Source organism: Saprospiraceae bacterium (genome assembly GCA_016713025.1).
Taxonomy (GTDB): Bacteria; Bacteroidota; Bacteroidia; order Chitinophagales; family Saprospiraceae; genus OLB9.
Window position 1 is genome coordinate 2149235 of the sequence record JADJPZ010000004.1, and the last position, 15746, is coordinate 2164980.

General features: G+C 36.0%; 16 protein-coding genes. 10 read left to right on the forward strand and 6 right to left on the reverse strand.

Annotated elements, in window-relative coordinates:
* Window positions 1-431: 431 nt before the first annotated feature.
* Window positions 432-1079: a response regulator transcription factor gene (locus tag IPK35_15480; GenBank protein MBK8054619.1), complete on the forward strand. Its 648-nt coding sequence runs from the start codon at window positions 432-434 to the stop codon at window positions 1077-1079.
* Window positions 1080-1084: 5 nt separating this feature from the next.
* Window positions 1085-2992, forward strand: a complete 1908-nt coding sequence (locus tag IPK35_15485) for a hypothetical protein (GenBank protein MBK8054620.1) — start codon at window positions 1085-1087, stop codon at window positions 2990-2992.
* 138 nt (window positions 2993-3130) lie between these two features.
* Here IPK35_15485 and IPK35_15490 read toward each other — a convergent pair whose 3' ends face one another.
* Complete coding sequence (locus tag IPK35_15490) at window positions 3131-4450, reverse strand: hypothetical protein (GenBank protein MBK8054621.1); 1320 nt, start codon at window positions 4448-4450, stop codon at window positions 3131-3133.
* A 191-nt stretch (window positions 4451-4641) separates the two neighbouring features.
* On the opposite strand from IPK35_15490, the gene IPK35_15495 reads away from it, so the two are divergent.
* From IPK35_15495 to IPK35_15515, 5 genes are all read left to right on the forward strand, one after another.
* Window positions 4642-5340: a hypothetical protein gene (locus IPK35_15495; GenBank protein ID MBK8054622.1), complete on the forward strand. Its 699-nt coding sequence runs from the start codon at window positions 4642-4644 to the stop codon at window positions 5338-5340.
* A 76-nt stretch (window positions 5341-5416) separates the two neighbouring features.
* Window positions 5417-5854: a hypothetical protein gene (locus tag IPK35_15500; GenBank protein MBK8054623.1), complete on the forward strand. Its 438-nt coding sequence runs from the start codon at window positions 5417-5419 to the stop codon at window positions 5852-5854.
* Window positions 5855-5888: 34 nt separating this feature from the next.
* Entirely contained in the window at window positions 5889-6230 is a 342-nt protein-coding gene (locus IPK35_15505; GenBank protein ID MBK8054624.1) for a LytTR family transcriptional regulator, read from the forward strand.
* Between the two features lie 14 nt (window positions 6231-6244).
* On the forward strand, window positions 6245-8248 hold the full coding sequence (locus IPK35_15510; GenBank protein ID MBK8054625.1) for a hypothetical protein: 2004 nt from the start codon (window positions 6245-6247) through the stop codon (window positions 8246-8248).
* On the forward strand, window positions 8238-8768 hold the full coding sequence (locus IPK35_15515; protein MBK8054626.1) for a hypothetical protein: 531 nt from the start codon (window positions 8238-8240) through the stop codon (window positions 8766-8768). Before IPK35_15510 ends, IPK35_15515 begins: the two co-directional genes overlap by 11 nt.
* A 247-nt stretch (window positions 8769-9015) precedes the next feature.
* Here IPK35_15515 and IPK35_15520 read toward each other — a convergent pair whose 3' ends face one another.
* The 4 genes from IPK35_15520 to IPK35_15535 all read right to left on the reverse strand — a co-directional run bounded on the left by IPK35_15520 (window position 9016) and on the right by IPK35_15535 (window position 13541).
* Window positions 9016-9810: a methyltransferase domain-containing protein gene (locus IPK35_15520; GenBank protein ID MBK8054627.1), complete on the reverse strand. Its 795-nt coding sequence runs from the start codon at window positions 9808-9810 to the stop codon at window positions 9016-9018.
* 155 nt (window positions 9811-9965) lie between these two features.
* Complete coding sequence (locus IPK35_15525) at window positions 9966-11336, reverse strand: OFA family MFS transporter (protein ID MBK8054628.1); 1371 nt, start codon at window positions 11334-11336, stop codon at window positions 9966-9968.
* A 213-nt stretch (window positions 11337-11549) separates the two neighbouring features.
* A complete protein-coding gene (locus IPK35_15530; GenBank protein MBK8054629.1) occupies window positions 11550-12029 on the reverse strand; it encodes a hypothetical protein in 480 nt (159 codons plus the stop codon).
* Window positions 12030-12359: 330 nt separating this feature from the next.
* Window positions 12360-13541 carry a transglutaminase domain-containing protein gene (locus IPK35_15535; protein ID MBK8054630.1) on the reverse strand — a complete coding sequence of 394 codons (1182 nt, stop codon included), beginning with the start codon at window positions 13539-13541 and terminating at the stop codon, window positions 12360-12362.
* 333 nt (window positions 13542-13874) lie between these two features.
* On the opposite strand from IPK35_15535, the gene IPK35_15540 reads away from it, so the two are divergent.
* The 3 genes from IPK35_15540 (at window position 13875) to IPK35_15550 (ending at window position 15194) form a co-directional block, all read left to right on the forward strand.
* A complete protein-coding gene (locus tag IPK35_15540) occupies window positions 13875-14405 on the forward strand; it encodes a DUF177 domain-containing protein (protein ID MBK8054631.1) in 531 nt (176 codons plus the stop codon).
* 33 nt (window positions 14406-14438) lie between these two features.
* Window positions 14439-14639 carry a 50S ribosomal protein L32 gene (gene rpmF, locus IPK35_15545; protein MBK8054632.1) on the forward strand — a complete coding sequence of 67 codons (201 nt, stop codon included), beginning with the start codon at window positions 14439-14441 and terminating at the stop codon, window positions 14637-14639.
* Between the two features lie 171 nt (window positions 14640-14810).
* Window positions 14811-15194 carry a RidA family protein gene (locus IPK35_15550; protein MBK8054633.1) on the forward strand — a complete coding sequence of 128 codons (384 nt, stop codon included), beginning with the start codon at window positions 14811-14813 and terminating at the stop codon, window positions 15192-15194.
* Window positions 15195-15216: 22 nt separating this feature from the next.
* Here the strand turns inward: IPK35_15550 and IPK35_15555 are convergent, their stop codons facing one another.
* Complete coding sequence (locus tag IPK35_15555) at window positions 15217-15651, reverse strand: hypothetical protein (protein MBK8054634.1); 435 nt, start codon at window positions 15649-15651, stop codon at window positions 15217-15219.
* Window positions 15652-15746 lie beyond the last annotated feature (95 nt).

Genomic DNA, 15746 nt, shown 5'->3' on the forward strand with positions numbered 1-15746 from the left:
GATGCTTACCCAATATAAATAGGTTAAACTAAAGACATTTACTCACTCATACTCTGAGCATTCCATAGGAATAAAGTATCTTAAGCCATTTATCTTTCATTTACCACCAGCATTTCAAAATCCTGTGTAGACAGTTTGTCATCTCTGGAAAATGCTCCAAGCTTTGCACCAAATATATCTATTTCTGTTTTAAAAAAATGAAAAAACTGAACAAATATTAAATAAATTATACTAAACAGAAAATTGTATATAAAAATTTAAATGATAATTATTAAATTTACAATATATTTTGATACAGATTCTTTGCAGAATACTTTCTGTTCTATCCATAACTGGTTTAATTTTTCTTAAAAAAATGATTTTTATATAACAAAAGTTATATATTCGCAATCGGATCATTATTGTACTTTTGTCCTGTTGTTATTTGGATCATGAGTAAAATTAGAATTTGTATTGTTGAAGATGATGCTGAAATCCTTCATCTCACAAAAGCTATCCTGGAGTTGAACGAAAGAATTTCAGTGACAAGATATTACTCCAATGCAGAAAGTTTTATCAGAGACAAAAAATATGTTGATGAAGATATTGTACTTCTCGATATCGGATTGCCGGGTGTCAATGGTATTGAACTTCTCAAGAGAGTTTTCAGCAAAAGCGATCCATCAACGTATGTCATGTACACCACTCATTTTGACACAAAAGAAGTATTTGAAGCGTTAAGAGCAGGTGCCAAAGGGTATATTCTAAAAGGGGCATCACCGGACCGGTTGACACAAGATATATTTGATATAATTGATGGAGGATCACCCATGTCACCTATCATCTCAAGGATGGTTTTGGAGTCTTTTTGCTTAGGAGGAAGCAATGTCGATCATATCAGTGACCTGAGTAAGCAGGAATTAGAAGTATTATCAGGTTTGGAAAAAGGATTGACATACAAGGAAATAGCGATGCAAAAGTTCGTTTCTCCTCATACTGTACGCGCACAGATACGCACGATATATGAAAAGCTGCATGTCCACTCAAAAATCGATGCAGTAAAGTTGTTTCAAAAGAGTCATTTATCAAGTCTATTTTAAACTTAATGGATTTTCTTAGACTAATTTATACCTTAGCAATATATTTTATATATACATCATTTATTTTTTGCCAACCCAATTCAGTATGTTCCATTGATCCTGCATACCATGCAAAAAACATCATCCCATGTAGTTTTGGTCTGCCTGATAAAAATTTTATACTTACACCGGATAAGGTTATTGAAAAATTTCATCAGGGACAGTTTGTAAAAATAAGTGAAACTAATGATGCAGACCAAAGCTGGCTCAGAAATGAACATTGGCTGGTCTTTTCATTAGTTTTTAGTGGCACCGGAAATCTGCCTTTGAAAATTAAATTTTCTGACCTTCAGGGCGTTTGGAAAGTAGAAGACAAATCAGTTGTTCCGATCGAATTTAGTGGATACATCCCTTCATACAGCTCATTTAAGTTTGTTGTTTTCCCAGACCAACACGCTCTTCATATTGAATTGCAGCAAAATAAAATTTATACATTCTTATGCAAAACTCATCCTAAATATACAGAAAGAGGTCCTGAGCATCCTTTGATCTATAATCCTTACCTAATAGAACGACATGTTCAGAAACGAACAGCAATAGAAACCTTATTGCAAGGGTTTGTCTTCGGTATCATGCTGATGTTTTTTATGGTTGCTCTTGTAGCTTTTACACTACTTAGCGAAAAAGCATTTTTGGCATATTGCGTATACGTTTTTTTGGTATCAGTTTATCTTTGGAGAGATTTTGAATATTTGAATTTCAATTTTTTCAGTACCATGAAGTACGTTCCATGGCATTATACCAAAGTCCTTACCACAGTGATTCTGGGCGTGGCTTATATGCTTTTTATAAGATACACACTCAATACTAAAAAGACTTATCCCCTCGTGGACAGGATTATGCAGTTTTTACTACTTTTACTCACACTGGCTATTCCGATTGATTACTTCGGTAGCGAATTGCTGGAATTATGGAATTACAGAGTTGCCATGTATTTTATTGGTATCGTCATCTTAGCCAATCAATTGTTCATCAATGTGTATTTCATACAAACCAATGATGCAATAGCAAGAAGCGTCGCTATGGGTTCGATATTTCTTGCCATAGGTGGCATGTCTATTCCATTATCTCCTCCTGACATCCATACCTGGATCGTCAGGTCTTGTTTTATAATTGAAATGAGTTTTTTTATGTTTGCTTTAGTCATCAAAGCCAAAGGTATACTTGCCGATAAAAACAAAATGGAAAGCCAACTAAAGGATATCGAGCTAAGGCATGAATACGATCTTAAGACAAAGTTGGCAGTGGAAAAAGCCACTACTGCAGATAATCTCCGCAATGAGCTGGCAAGAGATATTCATGACGAAATAGGTGCACTCATGACAAAAATCACCCTCTCAAGCCATTTGCTGTCAGGTTTGTCCTCTGATACGAATACACAGTCACACGCCAAAAACATCGAAAAAAATGCTTCTAACGCCAACACTCAACTACGCGAATTACTTTTCTCAATCAATCCGGATTTTGATAAATTTTCAGCGCTTCAAACATATTTCAGGCAAATTGCCAATAATTATCTGGAAGGTATTGAAAACCTAGATTTGGACTTTGAAATATCTACTGATTATCCAGATAGCATTTTTGACCGGTATATAAAAAATCAGTTATTGTTTATTTTGAAAGAGGCTTTAAACAATGTAGTCAAACATGCCAATGCTTCTCAAGTCTCTATTAGATTCATGATGATTGACAGAGATCACTATACATTTTCCATCCATGATAATGGCATAGGCTTTGATATAGGTGATTCAAAAACGCTCAGTATGGGTCTTAAAAACATGAAAATCAGGTCTGAAAATATCAAGGCAAAATTTATTATTTTGAGTAGCAAAGGCAGTGGCACTACTATTATTATTGAAGGATGCACTTCATAAGATTTTAGTGTTATGTTATACAAATTTATACCTTAAATTTAGAAATAAGAAATGAGAATAAAAGTATCTTTAAATTTTTAATGACTAAAATCAATGCACTATGACCCTGACTTCAAAATAATTGCCTTATTTAGCGATCTATATAAGGCAATTATTTTGATTTTTAGGTGCAAAGTTGATCTTAATGGAAACTCCTTGATGGAGACCTGTTGAAATTTCAAATTGAGCATGTATCTTTTGGCATCTTTTTTCTATATTTTTAATCCCATTGCCTTGAATGATCTTTTCTTTTTCAAATCCTTTGCCATCATCTTTGATGGTCAGTTGAGTATTGCTTACTTTTATATCAATATGAATGGCCTCACTATATTTGATGGCATTGTTAAGCGTTTCTTTAATGATCATATAAATCTGATGATGAAAACCAATATCTGCCAACAAGTGCTTATCGGTAATTTCATAGCTGTATTTGATATTTATTTGGGTGATATCTTTACACTCTCGAATAAAATTAGACAGCCTATCTTTAAAAAATGGCACATCGTGACTTTGATCGATAGACCAGACTATATCTTTGAGATTTGATAATATCACTTTAGTATCAGTACCTATTTTTGAAAAGGTTGTTTTGGCCGCAGCGTCACTAGAATTGCTACTGGCCAGAAACGCCATTAAATTTATTTTTGACAAGCCTGAGCCTATATCATCATGCAGATCACTGCTAATTTCTGCACGCATACTCGCTATTTGGAGCTTGGCTTCTATTTCTTTGGAAGATATTTCTTTTTCCTGTTGAATCCAGTTCTTTATAATTGCAATCTGAAAAAATATCATTTCAAACAAAGTACCCAATTTCATATACATTAAAGGATATTCATCAAATGAATACAATCTGACTCCAGAATTGTACCGTATAATCATCACCAAGGTTAATAAAGTGCCGATAACATTGAAAAATACGCCGTATCCAATCAGATTTTTGTTCTGATTTTTATCAAAATTAGTTTCCTTATATATTAAAATGCTTACTGGAAGTACCATCAAATGGATCGAATAAAATATGTATTGTCTTGACATTCCCAGGAAGGGTAGTATGATGAATAAAACAAAAAGAAGCATAAGACCGGTGATGGTCCACCTTATAATTTTTGACAAAAGAAGTTTGCTTTCGGCAAATATGGTTTTGATAAAATATAAATACATCACATTGGCCAAGGTCAAGAGCAAATAATTTACATTTACATACCATTGTGATTCAAAAATAAGATTATCATCTACATTGAGAAATGTATGGGGAGCATTGATGAAAAAATAGGCTGCATTGAATAACAAAAACAATCCATAGTAGATGATTTCTCTTTTCCTGGCATAATAGAGAATGATGCCAAAAAATAAGATTTGAAATAGAATGATACCTTGAAACAGGATGTAAAATTGTTCAATAAAAAATTCGTTCAAAGGAATTGATGTTTTTAAATAAGCAATTATAAAAAACTTCGGATGAAATTAACGCTTTCATAGTTCATTTGGACATTTTACAATTGATTTTCAATCAAAAACCTAAAAATTACCACAAATGAACTATTGTCCTCCCTATACTCATGAGATAATTTTGCCCTTATATTTAATTAACCTTAAAAAATGAAAAAATGAAAAATTTAATTTTACTGCTGACACTTGTATTTTCTATCATTGGCTGCAAAAAAGAGGAAGAAGAAGACAAATTGATAGTCTATAGCCTTAGTGACAAAGTCGCCGGATATGATATGTCCCAATTGAGTATTGAAACTAGCAAATGGATTTTTACCAATCCTTTAGATAATGGGCCTCTTTCTGATGCGGATGGTAGTTTTCATAAAAAACAACCGCTCCCTGATGTGACCATTCTTGCTCCGAATCTTGGTGAGACCCAGGAAAGATCTTTAATTATAAATTCAAAAAACCCAATTTTTATTCCAGCTATGGGTGTCACCGGCTGGTATTATGCCAATGATGCCTGCAATCCTGACTGGAACCCTAAAGCAGGGCAATCAGTTTTGGATTTTCTCCAAAAAGAATTGAGCGGCGTACTTGAAGGAGCTACCAATGTCAAAGTTGTACTCAATGGACAGCCATTGGTACCTGACATGAAAGCCAGAAAAACCACCACAGCTTTGTTTACCATGAAAGTAGATCAATCATGGAACAGTCCTGATTGTAACTATACCGGCAAAGATGCATCCGCTTATGCTGAAGATTACACTATTGCTCTGAAACTACCGAAAGGCAACCATATACTCAAAGTAGCAGGAGAATTTAAAGACATAAACCTGGTGCAGGACATCACATGGAAACTTACGGTGCAATAAGCCATCAGTAGCTAAAAAGTATTTAATATTTTACAAACAGTTATATTATTCATCAATCTTATAAAAAACAAAAACAATGAATGCTATCATCAAAAACATCATTTGGCTGTGGATCATTTTGATCCTGGCCGCCTCCTGCAGCAAGACAGAAGAAACTGAACCTGAAGCTACAAAGTTTAGTGAAAAGACAGTCATCGGAGCATGGAAAGGTGTCAGCATACAATCCGGCTATGACCCGAGCCCATTTACACTGAGTATTGAGAAAATTGAGGTCGGAAAAAAATGCGGAGAAATAGACAATCTTGGTCAGTGCGATTATGATTATATTTTTAAAGAAAAACTGGGTGAAAGCCTAATATTCAGAGAAGAACTCAAATCAAGTGCCATAAACCCCAATTGTATCAATGGCACTTCAGTACTGTCAATAATAAACCAGGACAAACTCAAATACGACTGGGTTGGAGATGATCATCCAAGAAATACCGCATCCGCTACGCTGATCAGAGTCAAATAACATATATACATCAAATCAGTACAATATTTCCGTTATGAATGAAAAGCAAGATATAATAAGCCCGGCAATCAGATTGAGAATCAAAGGTAAAGCCCGAAAGGTAAAACCTGAAGAGATAGTTTTGATCAATGCTGAGAGCAACTATTCAACCCTACACCTCAGCGATTGTACAACAGTATTTACGTCCAGGACACTAAAATACTGGAGTAGTCAGTTGCCCGATAATCATTTTACAAGAGTACACGCCAGCTTCCTGATCAACAGGCTCGAAATCCGGTCTATCACGAAGCGCAACCGCACCATCAACATGGCCAACGGCATGATGGTCAGTGTATCCAGAAAATTTAAATTTAATACTTTACAAATACAAAGTTAATTCCTCACATGAAAATGATGTATAAAATTGTAATTACTCTGATTCAGCTTTTTGTTGTTTTCACTTCAATGTACGCAAAACACTGCCTGTGGTGCCCGGGTGGAGGTGGTGGAGGCGGAGGTGCTTCTACAATAAATTGCTCCAGTTATGAGAATACCAGTACTTTGTTTGTTGACTCAAGCAGACCTAATGATACTGGGGACGGAAAGTCATGGGAAACAGCTAAAAAGTATCTTTATTCTGCTTTATCTATTGCCAATGCATGTGACGCCAGTAGCATAGAGACGATTAAAATAGCACAAGGTGTCTATAAACCAAGTACAGTTGAAAACAGCGATGCCACATTTTTTATTGGTAAAAACGGAATAGTGCTACAGGGAGGTTACCCACCTGGTGGTGATCCAGAGATAATTGATTATACTGCAAACCCAACTATATTGGATGGAGATCTGGGCAATACGATAAGGTCCCACCATCTGGTTATGATGTATGACGTGTATAATATCACATTCAATGGAATCAGGTTTAGAAATGCCCTGGCTGATGGACTTGGTTCACTGGAAATTTTTGAAGGGGTCTTTGCAAGCAGAAAAGATGGCGGAGGTATATTTATGAAAAAATGCAATAATATCAGATTTTATCATTGTGTCATCAACAACAATTATGCGCATGATGATGGCGGTGGCGTGTATTCTGATAGTTGCACTGCAAGGTTTTCAAATGTCATATTTGCAGATAATGTAACTATAAATGACGGAGGTGGAATCTATCTTCAAGGCACATCTAATGCCACTTTTACCAATTGTGCCTTAGTGAAGAATCAATATCTGAACGGTGGAGGTGGAGCCATATACAATACTACAAGTACTACGGTTAACCTGTACAATACAGTGTTTTGGGATAATACAAATTCGTGGAATGGTGGCGGTATCAGAAATGTTTACCATTGTTTACGGCAAGACAACAATACGTTAAATGGAGGCGTATCTTCAAACAATGTGACTCAGGATCCACTTTTCAACAATATTAATGACCTGAATGGACCGGACAACACATGGTTTACATCGGATGACGGACTTCATGCCTGTGATGGAAGTGTTTTGCTCAATCGCGGAGATAACGATGCTCCCAATATTTTACCAAAAGATCTGAAAGGTGCACAAAGAGTGTATAACCAACAAATAGATATTGGGCCTTATGAGCATATTTTCATACCGGATATATCTGAGTTGCCATTTGCCATCAACGATAGTGCAGCAAATAAGATTTACAGTGGATATACCACTCTGGCAAATGATTGTGATATAATTCTGGCAAGATTATGGCCTTCAGGCAGCATTGATGCCAAAATAAAAGTAGTAACCCGCAAGTCGCATGACAATGTCAATACCTTTAATGGCGTACACTTTGTAAACCGAATATATTATTTGGAAAACCTGAGCAGCGGAAACGATTTTGTCGGATATATTACTCTTTATTTTAAAAATACAGAGTTTACCGCTTTTAATAATTTACCGTACTCAGTTAAAAACCTTCCAACATCAACAAATCGGGGAGATACTACTCACTTTCGTATTATCAACTTTGTTGGTTCCACAAATGTATATCAACCACTATTGAACCCTTCAGCTGATCCGGTGGTGATTAAACCCACACATTTTCAGTATGATAGTGCAAATGACATCTGGAAGATCACTTTCAGAAATGAAGGCAGCTTAGGCTTATTTCTAGTGACATCTGTGACTGAATATCAATTTACTCAAAGCGGAGATTTTAGCAATACAAACAAGTGGCTTGATGGCTTGAAGCCAAGCGGGATTTTACCCAGTTTTAATAAAATCACAGTTAATGCTGGTCAGATTTGTAATATTGATGAACCTTTGGAATTAAAACCATATGCTTCATTAATTGTAATGGGTACAAACCCGATAAAACCAAAAATCAATAAAGAAGGCCAACTAAGTAATAGGTCCAGCATACATGATAAAAATCAATCAATAGAAAAAAATGAACACTAAAACCTTTATAATATTAATTGTTTGTTTCTTTTGTTTGACAGCGTGTTATAAGTCACAGAATGCTGTAAGTAGTAATGCGACAGTTGTTGACGAATCATTAGCCAAAAAAGACATTCTTAATGCCATCGAGCAGGAGACCAAATGTTTTTTTGAACGCAATTACGATTGCTGGGCAGAACACTGGAGTCACAAAGCATATGCCTATCAGGCCTGGAATAACAGTGATGGCAGCGTTGGGGTCGCTGCCGGTTGGACTGAAATCGACAAGCAATCTGGCGAATACATAAAGCTACACAAGGCTGATGGTACAAGTCATCCGGAAGTAAAGAGGGATACTATCCGGTGGAAATTTTTTAGTGACAGCCTTGCTTTTCTGATGTGGAAGCAGTACAATGCAGATCGGGATGGCAAGGCTTTTCAGGTATCATATGAAACAAGGCTGATGGAAAAGTCAGATAATAAGTGGCGGATATTGAATGTAAGTGCGTTTTGGGATTCGAAAAATAAAGTAATGCTATAGGTATTAAAATTTAAGTTTGAAGGTATCAAACAGGTAGTCTGACAGCCTTTTTTCGGTCAAAGTAACTCCATTTTATAATCCAAAAACATAACTATATAGTGAACAGAAAATATTCTGCGAAAAATTTAAATCATAATGTATTGTAAATTAAATAATTATGATTTAAATTTTCGCAATCAATTTTCTGTTTGGATAACTTAACCGTACTCTACATTCGCATATATCATTTTTTTATTTTGATCAAGACTTAAGTTGGATCCTGCAAAGCTACTCCAAATCTCTCTGCGATGACCAGCATTTCAAAATCCTGTGTAGACAGTATGTCATCTCTCGAAAATGCACCTAGTTTGGCGCCAAATATATCAATTTTTGTAAATCCCAATGATTTAAGTAGCCAAGTGATTTCAGATGGGACATAATAGCGTTCATTACACTCAATCTGTTTTTCGATACCTTCATCATCCTGAAATGATGTAACATTATGATCGCGAAATGTCATCAGGTCAAAGTTTTTGCTGTCATAAGTGGCATTGCCTTCATTCTTACTTTCAGAATGGAAATCATTGATGGAGTGAAACAAAGGAAACAAACCATTCAATGTTGTAAATATAAATTTTGATTTCTCTTTTAACGCGCGGGATACATTGGTCAGAATTTCAAAATTCATCTCATCAGTTTCCATCAGCGGAAAACCACCTTCACACAACATAATGGCGACATCAAACTGCCTGTCGAATGGTAACTTTCGCGCATCAAACCTCAAAAACTCAATATTTAACCCCTGTTTATTAGCGTTTTCTTTGGCTTTTGAGAGCATGGATTCTGAAAGATCAATACCTGTGACATCGTATCCCCTTTTGCACAGCTCTATAGAATGCCTGCCTGTTCCACAACCCACATCGATGATTTTCAGCTCTTTGTTGAAATGAACTTCTTTTTCAATAAAATCACTCTCACCAAGTGTGCCTTCGGTGAAGATCTCATTATCATATTTTTGACCGTAATTTTCAAACAGTGTTTCGTACCATTGTTTTCTGCTCATTTTGTAAGTTTTTAAATGATGTATTTTAGTTTAGGAATTTTTCTTTGTTTTACCCAATCTAAATCTTTCCCTTGCAAGGGAAAGACTTCATAAAGATATCTTAACTAAATGACATTGAGTTTTTAAATGATAAAAAAAACTTTGACGGGTGATTTTTATCTTTGCTTATCATGAAAGCGTTCGTGAACCGGCGTCACCATGAGGTTGCAAAAAAGTCCTATCAATAGCAATCCTGCCATAATGTGCATCGTCAGTGAATATACTTCAGCAGCAGGCATGCCTTTTACCTCCAATTGATATTGACGCAGATAGTTGATGATAACAGGACCAAAGATGGCAGCAGCCGACCATGCAAGCAACAGACGTCCGTGGATGGCACCAACTTGTTTTGTACCAAATAAATCCCTTAAGTATGCAGGTATAGTAGCAAAGCCACCTCCATACATACTCATGATGATCGCAAAAGCTGCCACAAACAGCACTACAGAACCTGATTTGCCGATGGAAGGTATGGAAGCATATAATATAATCCCAAGCGTAAAAAAGACTACATATGTCGTACGACGACCGATATAATCAGACAATGATGACCAGAAAAAACGTCCTACCATATTGAACAAGCTGAGTAACATCACAAAACCGGCAGCTTTTTTGGCATCGATGGCATTGGCTGCGCCTACTGAAGCTTCAGAAAACAATTCCTGTATCATCACCGAGGCCTGGCCAAGGACACCAATCCCGGCAGTCACATTAAGCATAAGGACACCAAAAAGCAAGTAAAACTGAGGTGTTTTTACCGCATTGTCTACCAGCACATGTTGTGTGGTTACCATCTTCTTCTGCTGCATTAGAGCGGGATCAAAACCTTCAGGTTTCCAGTTTTCAGCCGGAACTCTGACAAGAAAAGCACCCAATAACATAACAAATAGATAAATGATTCCCAATACAAGGAAGGTTTCACCTACTCCTGTCGAAGTATCGCTTTTGAAACGATCCATCAGGTAAACAGACAGCGGTGAAGCAATCATCCCACCACCACCAAAACCCATGATGGCCATTCCTGTAGCCATTCCGGGCTTGTCAGGAAACCATTTGATCAATGTAGATACCGGTGATATATAGCCGAGTCCAAGTCCGATGCCACCTACTACTCCTGACCCAAGATACAACAACCACAATTGGTGCGTATAGATACCCAGTGCAGAAAGTAAAAATCCGCAACTGAAGCAAATTGCTGCAGCAAACATTGCTTTACGAGGACCTACTCTTTCCATCCATTTACCAAAAGTGGCTGCTGATGCTCCCAAAAAAAACAAAGCGATACTAAAGATCCAGCCTAATTGAGTAAGTGTCCAATCTTCAGAAACTGCTGCCGAAACACCGATAAGTTGTGAAAGAGGCTTATTGAATACGCTGAATGCGTAAATCTGCCCTATGCAGAGGTGAATGCAAAGAGCTGCGACAGGTACTTTCCATCTGTTGAAGCCGTCAGGTGCTACGGTAAACTCTCTTGAAAGGAATGACATACATGAAATGATTTGGTTAGTTAAACTCCAGACATAGAATGCGATTTATTTTAAATCACACTCACATGACAAGTTAAAACGTAAAGTTAATATTTACATAGATCTTATTAATGGTAATGTGCGAAAACTTTATGTTTTTGACAAGCCGTCTTAGCCTTAAATCATGATGTTTGATCTTGTTACTGCTTGAAAAATTCAATAAACACACACATCTTAAACTTTATGCAATCTTGATATTTCCTCCTGAAAGTCATTTTGTAACTCATGGTGTACCAAGGGTATGAGCTTTTGCACCTTGATCAATGTATTCAGATATATGTTCAAAACTGCCTTATGAGTATGTTTGTTAATACCTTCCTTATGGATGTGTTTACAAAAATGAATCAATAACTCTGCTTCGGCATCTTTTGAGCCCATATACTTCGAATACCTCGTTATCAATTTGAGTGCTTTTCTGAGGGCTTTTTTTACCAAATATGGAGAAAAATTCTTTAAGTTACTTAACGATTCTGTTACTTCATATTTTATATCACTGATGTATCCTGCCTGATCAAAGTCATCAAACAGAAGATAGGAAATCAACTCTTTATTTTCTGTTTTGAATTTAATAAGTCTCAATGTCAAGGTCATCAACTTTTGGGGAGCAATTGTCTCCAATTCTTTTTTGATTTGATGTAAAGTTGCTGCTTTCACAATGGAATCGACTTGGTTTAGAAGTTAACTTTAAAGGAAATAAGAGCATGTTTAAATTTTTATTGCCTTAAAATCAATGTATTATGAACCTGACTTCAAAATAATCGCCTTATTTAGTTCACTAAATGCGTTGATTATTCTATTGCCAGAACCATAATCTCTTGATTTACAACTAAGAAAAATTTTAAACATACTCTAAATTTTTGAAGACTAAAATGCTTTTGATTTGAAAAACTAAATTTTAAAGAGCTGATTAACAATTGAATGTACCGTAGATCTTAAAAAATTGTTTTAAATTAATGTCAAACCTTGAAACTGGCTACCCAGAGGCTACATCTTTTCATAGAGTACAATTGATTCGATTGCCTGAATTCCCGTAGTTTTTTCAGTTGATAAAATTTTTCCCTGTTCATCTGTATATTCCAGAGTATAAGGTGTACTCTTTTTTAACCTGATTTTCAAATACTTATTAAGATCATCGGTGGCCGACGGAGAGTAGCCAAAATCAATTTCCTTGTCATTGGCTTTAATGGTGATCTTCTTGGAAACTCTTACATTTGAAGCTGGAGAAGTGTATAATACTATCTCTGCCCAAAGCTCATCTTCCATTAATTTCTCTTTCTCCATTTGCTTTTCATATAGTCTGATATATCGTTGTGTTACATTTTCAGCATGTATTTCCTTGGATGCACGATCCCAAACGAGTGGATACGACGTTTGTGATGGTTTATATGAAGCTGCATATATCCAGTGTCTGGGGTTTTGTATATCCGCTCTTCCCGCATCAGCTACAAACCAGCTTTTATTCAACCCATCAGGATAATATTCTGTAAAATACCATTCACCATTGATCCAGACCTCTACCCAACTATGATTACCACGCATATTGGTCCACATAGGAGTCCCTGCGATACGAGCCGGAATACCCACAGACCTGAATGCATTGACCAGCAAAAATGAAAGTCCTGTACAAGTGGCCATTTTTTCTCTGATAGCCTGCAAAGGACTATTATTGACTTTGCTGCGCTTCACATTGTAATCAACACCTAATATTTTTTGAATATTCAGATTGACAGAATCTATAGCCTGATATATGTTATGGCAATCTTTAACTAAAGGCTTAAAAGTTTTGTAAAACTGTGGCCTCCAGTTGTCTCGGTCTTCGTCAAGGCTACAATAGGGCAACACTTCATTATAAAACACACTGTCCGGCAAAGTGCGACACCAACTGAATTCATCACGTGCCACATAAGCCCAATTCAACTGATCGGATATAAATTCTGTAGTCAGTGAAGTGATATCTTTTTCGGGCATATGATTAAGTAGAAAAAGAGCACCTGGTTTTTGATTTTTAGATACATTTTGGATGACCTTCTTAATGTTATCAGCATTTGAGCCAGCCTTGACTAAAATTTTTTCCAATACAACTTTATCTGTATAAGCATGGGTAATTTTTGATGTATGACAACTCATGAATGCAAAACAAAAAAAGAAGAAAGTGATCCTGATCATAAGGCAATTATTGGATAGTGGAAACAAATGTATGTATAACAAATTGCACAAATTCATATTTTCTTCCCCGCTACCATCATTCCCTATAGAGCTTGTCAAGCTATGCTTGAGATGACCCACCCAATTCAACCACGTTTTTACCGTTTATTAAAAAGAACACTGAAAAAGTGCAATTTGTTATACACACGAAACAAATGTAAAGATAAATCATTTTCCAAAATTTAATAAATTTGCGGATCATCTTTAAAAACATGAATTTTTTTATGCATATTTAATCATAATTTATTCAAAAATATTTACCTTTGCGCTCCGTTTCAAAAAGTTCTTTTAATCATGGGTGTTTCTAATCTGTATTCTCTGCCTTATCTCGGTATGAAGGATGGATTGCACAAATATCACTTTACTGCGGGAAATGATTTTTTTGCTGCATTTGAGCATAGTCCTATCCATCAGGGTGATTTTGAAATAAATCTTGAAGTAGATAAGAGAGGTTATCTCAGTGAGTTTGTGTTTGAGATTTCAGGGAAAGCAAAGGCAGTATGCGATCGTTGCCTTGCAGACATCAATTTTCCTGTAGCCGGACATTATGTTCTTCACAGCAAGCTGAGCACTGAAGAAGTTGAAGATGATGAAATCATATCCATTAAACCTGACCAATCACATTTAGATCTGAGTCAGTATATATATGAGATGATATGCCTTTCTTTGCCTTTGACCAATGTATATGATTGTGAAAATGAAATGCCCAGAATCTGTGACGATGCAGTGTTGTCAAAACTGGCTTCCGGTGACAATACCAAAGAAGCAGATAAACCAGATTCCATTGTATGGCAAAATCTGAAAGGACTAATTGAAGACAACTGATTTTAAAATTAAAAACATTTAAATTATTTTATAATGGCACATCCAAAGAGTAGGGTCTCCAAAGCAAGAAAAAACAAAAGAAGAACTCACCATAAGGCGTTGATTCCTCAATTAACAGTCTGTAAGACCACAGGCGAAGCTCATATGATGCACAGAGCCTACTGGCATGAAGGTAGCATGTACTACAAAGGTCAGGTAGTGATTCAGGCTAAAGAAGAGGAAGTAGTAGAATAAAGCACCAAGATTTGATACTTTGAGAGATATAGCTCCATCAGTAATTGTTTACTATGGAGCTATATCTGTTTATACAAGAAATCAGACTTATTTTTCAAAACAAGATGTATTAAGCTTTGAAAGTGCACTACAAATAACTAATTTTGCAGGGTTACAAAAATTAAAATTCACATGAAGACAATCATCAATTCATCTAATGCCCCAGCCCCTGTGGGTCCATATAACCAATCGGTCCTTGTAGGAAATACACTTTATCTCTCAGGTCAGATAGCCATCAATCAGGCAGAAGGCAAACTCATGACCGATACTATAGAAGAAGAAACACATCAAGTAATGAAAAATCTTAGCTATGTCCTTGCAGAAGCAGGAATGACTTTTGAAAATGTGGTAAAATGCTCTGTTTTTGTTAAAGACATGGAGATGTATGGCAGAATTAATGCAGTATATGCGTCGTATTTCAATGAAGACACAGCACCTGCCCGTGAACTTGTCCAGGTAGCCAATCTCCCTAAATATGTCAATGTGGAGATCAGCTGTATTGCCGTAAAGAGCTGATCAATGTCGACTTACCATAACCCTATGGATTGGCTCTTTTATACTTTTTCCAGATCTGTTTGAAGTTTTTTGCCATAGCTTTAGAAGTGGTCTTACCAAACTGTATGACATCGTTATGATCTTCAAGAGCAGGTGCAGCACAAGCAACAGGGTCTTTGTCAGATCCATTGTAAATGCCTATTTCCATTACAAAAGGAGACAAATCCGACTCAGCAATAATTAAAAAGTTCTGATTGACTTCCTCTTCAGTAAGCTTATATTTTTTCTTATAGAGATCTAACTGTTTGGTAATGGTTTTTGAAGCAGGAATAATGTATTTATATTTAGTTTTTTGCCCGAGATTTACACTCACAAGCTCAGAAAAATCTTTGTTTTCTACATCATAATGCAGTGCCGGGCTGATGACCCATACTTCTTTGGCTTTATCTTCGAGTTTGATTAGTTGTTTAATTGTCATTTCTATTTATTTCTTTAATTGGTGCAAATATAGTTATGGTTTTTTGAATGTGCTGCGTTGTTGAAAGATTTTTCGAGCTCCAAAGCGTGAAAGGC

Bases quoted from the DNA above. Each gene is read 5' to 3' on its own strand.
- IPK35_15515 (MBK8054626.1), top strand. From the start codon at position 8,238: ATGAACACTAAAACCTTTATAATATTAATTGTTTGTTTCTTTTGTTTG.
- IPK35_15510 (MBK8054625.1), top strand. From the start codon at position 6,245: ATGATGTATAAAATTGTAATTACTCTGATTCAGCTTTTTGTTGTTTTC.
- IPK35_15525 (MBK8054628.1), bottom strand. From the start codon at position 11,336: ATGTCATTCCTTTCAAGAGAGTTTACCGTAGCACCTGACGGCTTCAAC.
- IPK35_15535 (MBK8054630.1), bottom strand. From the start codon at position 13,541: ATGATCAGGATCACTTTCTTCTTTTTTTGTTTTGCATTCATGAGTTGT.
- IPK35_15520 (MBK8054627.1), bottom strand. From the start codon at position 9,810: ATGAGCAGAAAACAATGGTACGAAACACTGTTTGAAAATTACGGTCAA.
- IPK35_15480 (MBK8054619.1), top strand. From the start codon at position 432: ATGAGTAAAATTAGAATTTGTATTGTTGAAGATGATGCTGAAATCCTT.
- rpmF (MBK8054632.1), top strand. From the start codon at position 14,439: ATGGCACATCCAAAGAGTAGGGTCTCCAAAGCAAGAAAAAACAAAAGA.
- IPK35_15485 (MBK8054620.1), top strand. From the start codon at position 1,085: ATGGATTTTCTTAGACTAATTTATACCTTAGCAATATATTTTATATAT.
- IPK35_15505 (MBK8054624.1), top strand. From the start codon at position 5,889: ATGAATGAAAAGCAAGATATAATAAGCCCGGCAATCAGATTGAGAATC.
- IPK35_15500 (MBK8054623.1), top strand. From the start codon at position 5,417: ATGAATGCTATCATCAAAAACATCATTTGGCTGTGGATCATTTTGATC.
- IPK35_15495 (MBK8054622.1), top strand. From the start codon at position 4,642: ATGAAAAATTTAATTTTACTGCTGACACTTGTATTTTCTATCATTGGC.
- IPK35_15550 (MBK8054633.1), top strand. From the start codon at position 14,811: ATGAAGACAATCATCAATTCATCTAATGCCCCAGCCCCTGTGGGTCCA.
- IPK35_15555 (MBK8054634.1), bottom strand. From the start codon at position 15,651: ATGACAATTAAACAACTAATCAAACTCGAAGATAAAGCCAAAGAAGTA.
- IPK35_15540 (MBK8054631.1), top strand. From the start codon at position 13,875: ATGGGTGTTTCTAATCTGTATTCTCTGCCTTATCTCGGTATGAAGGAT.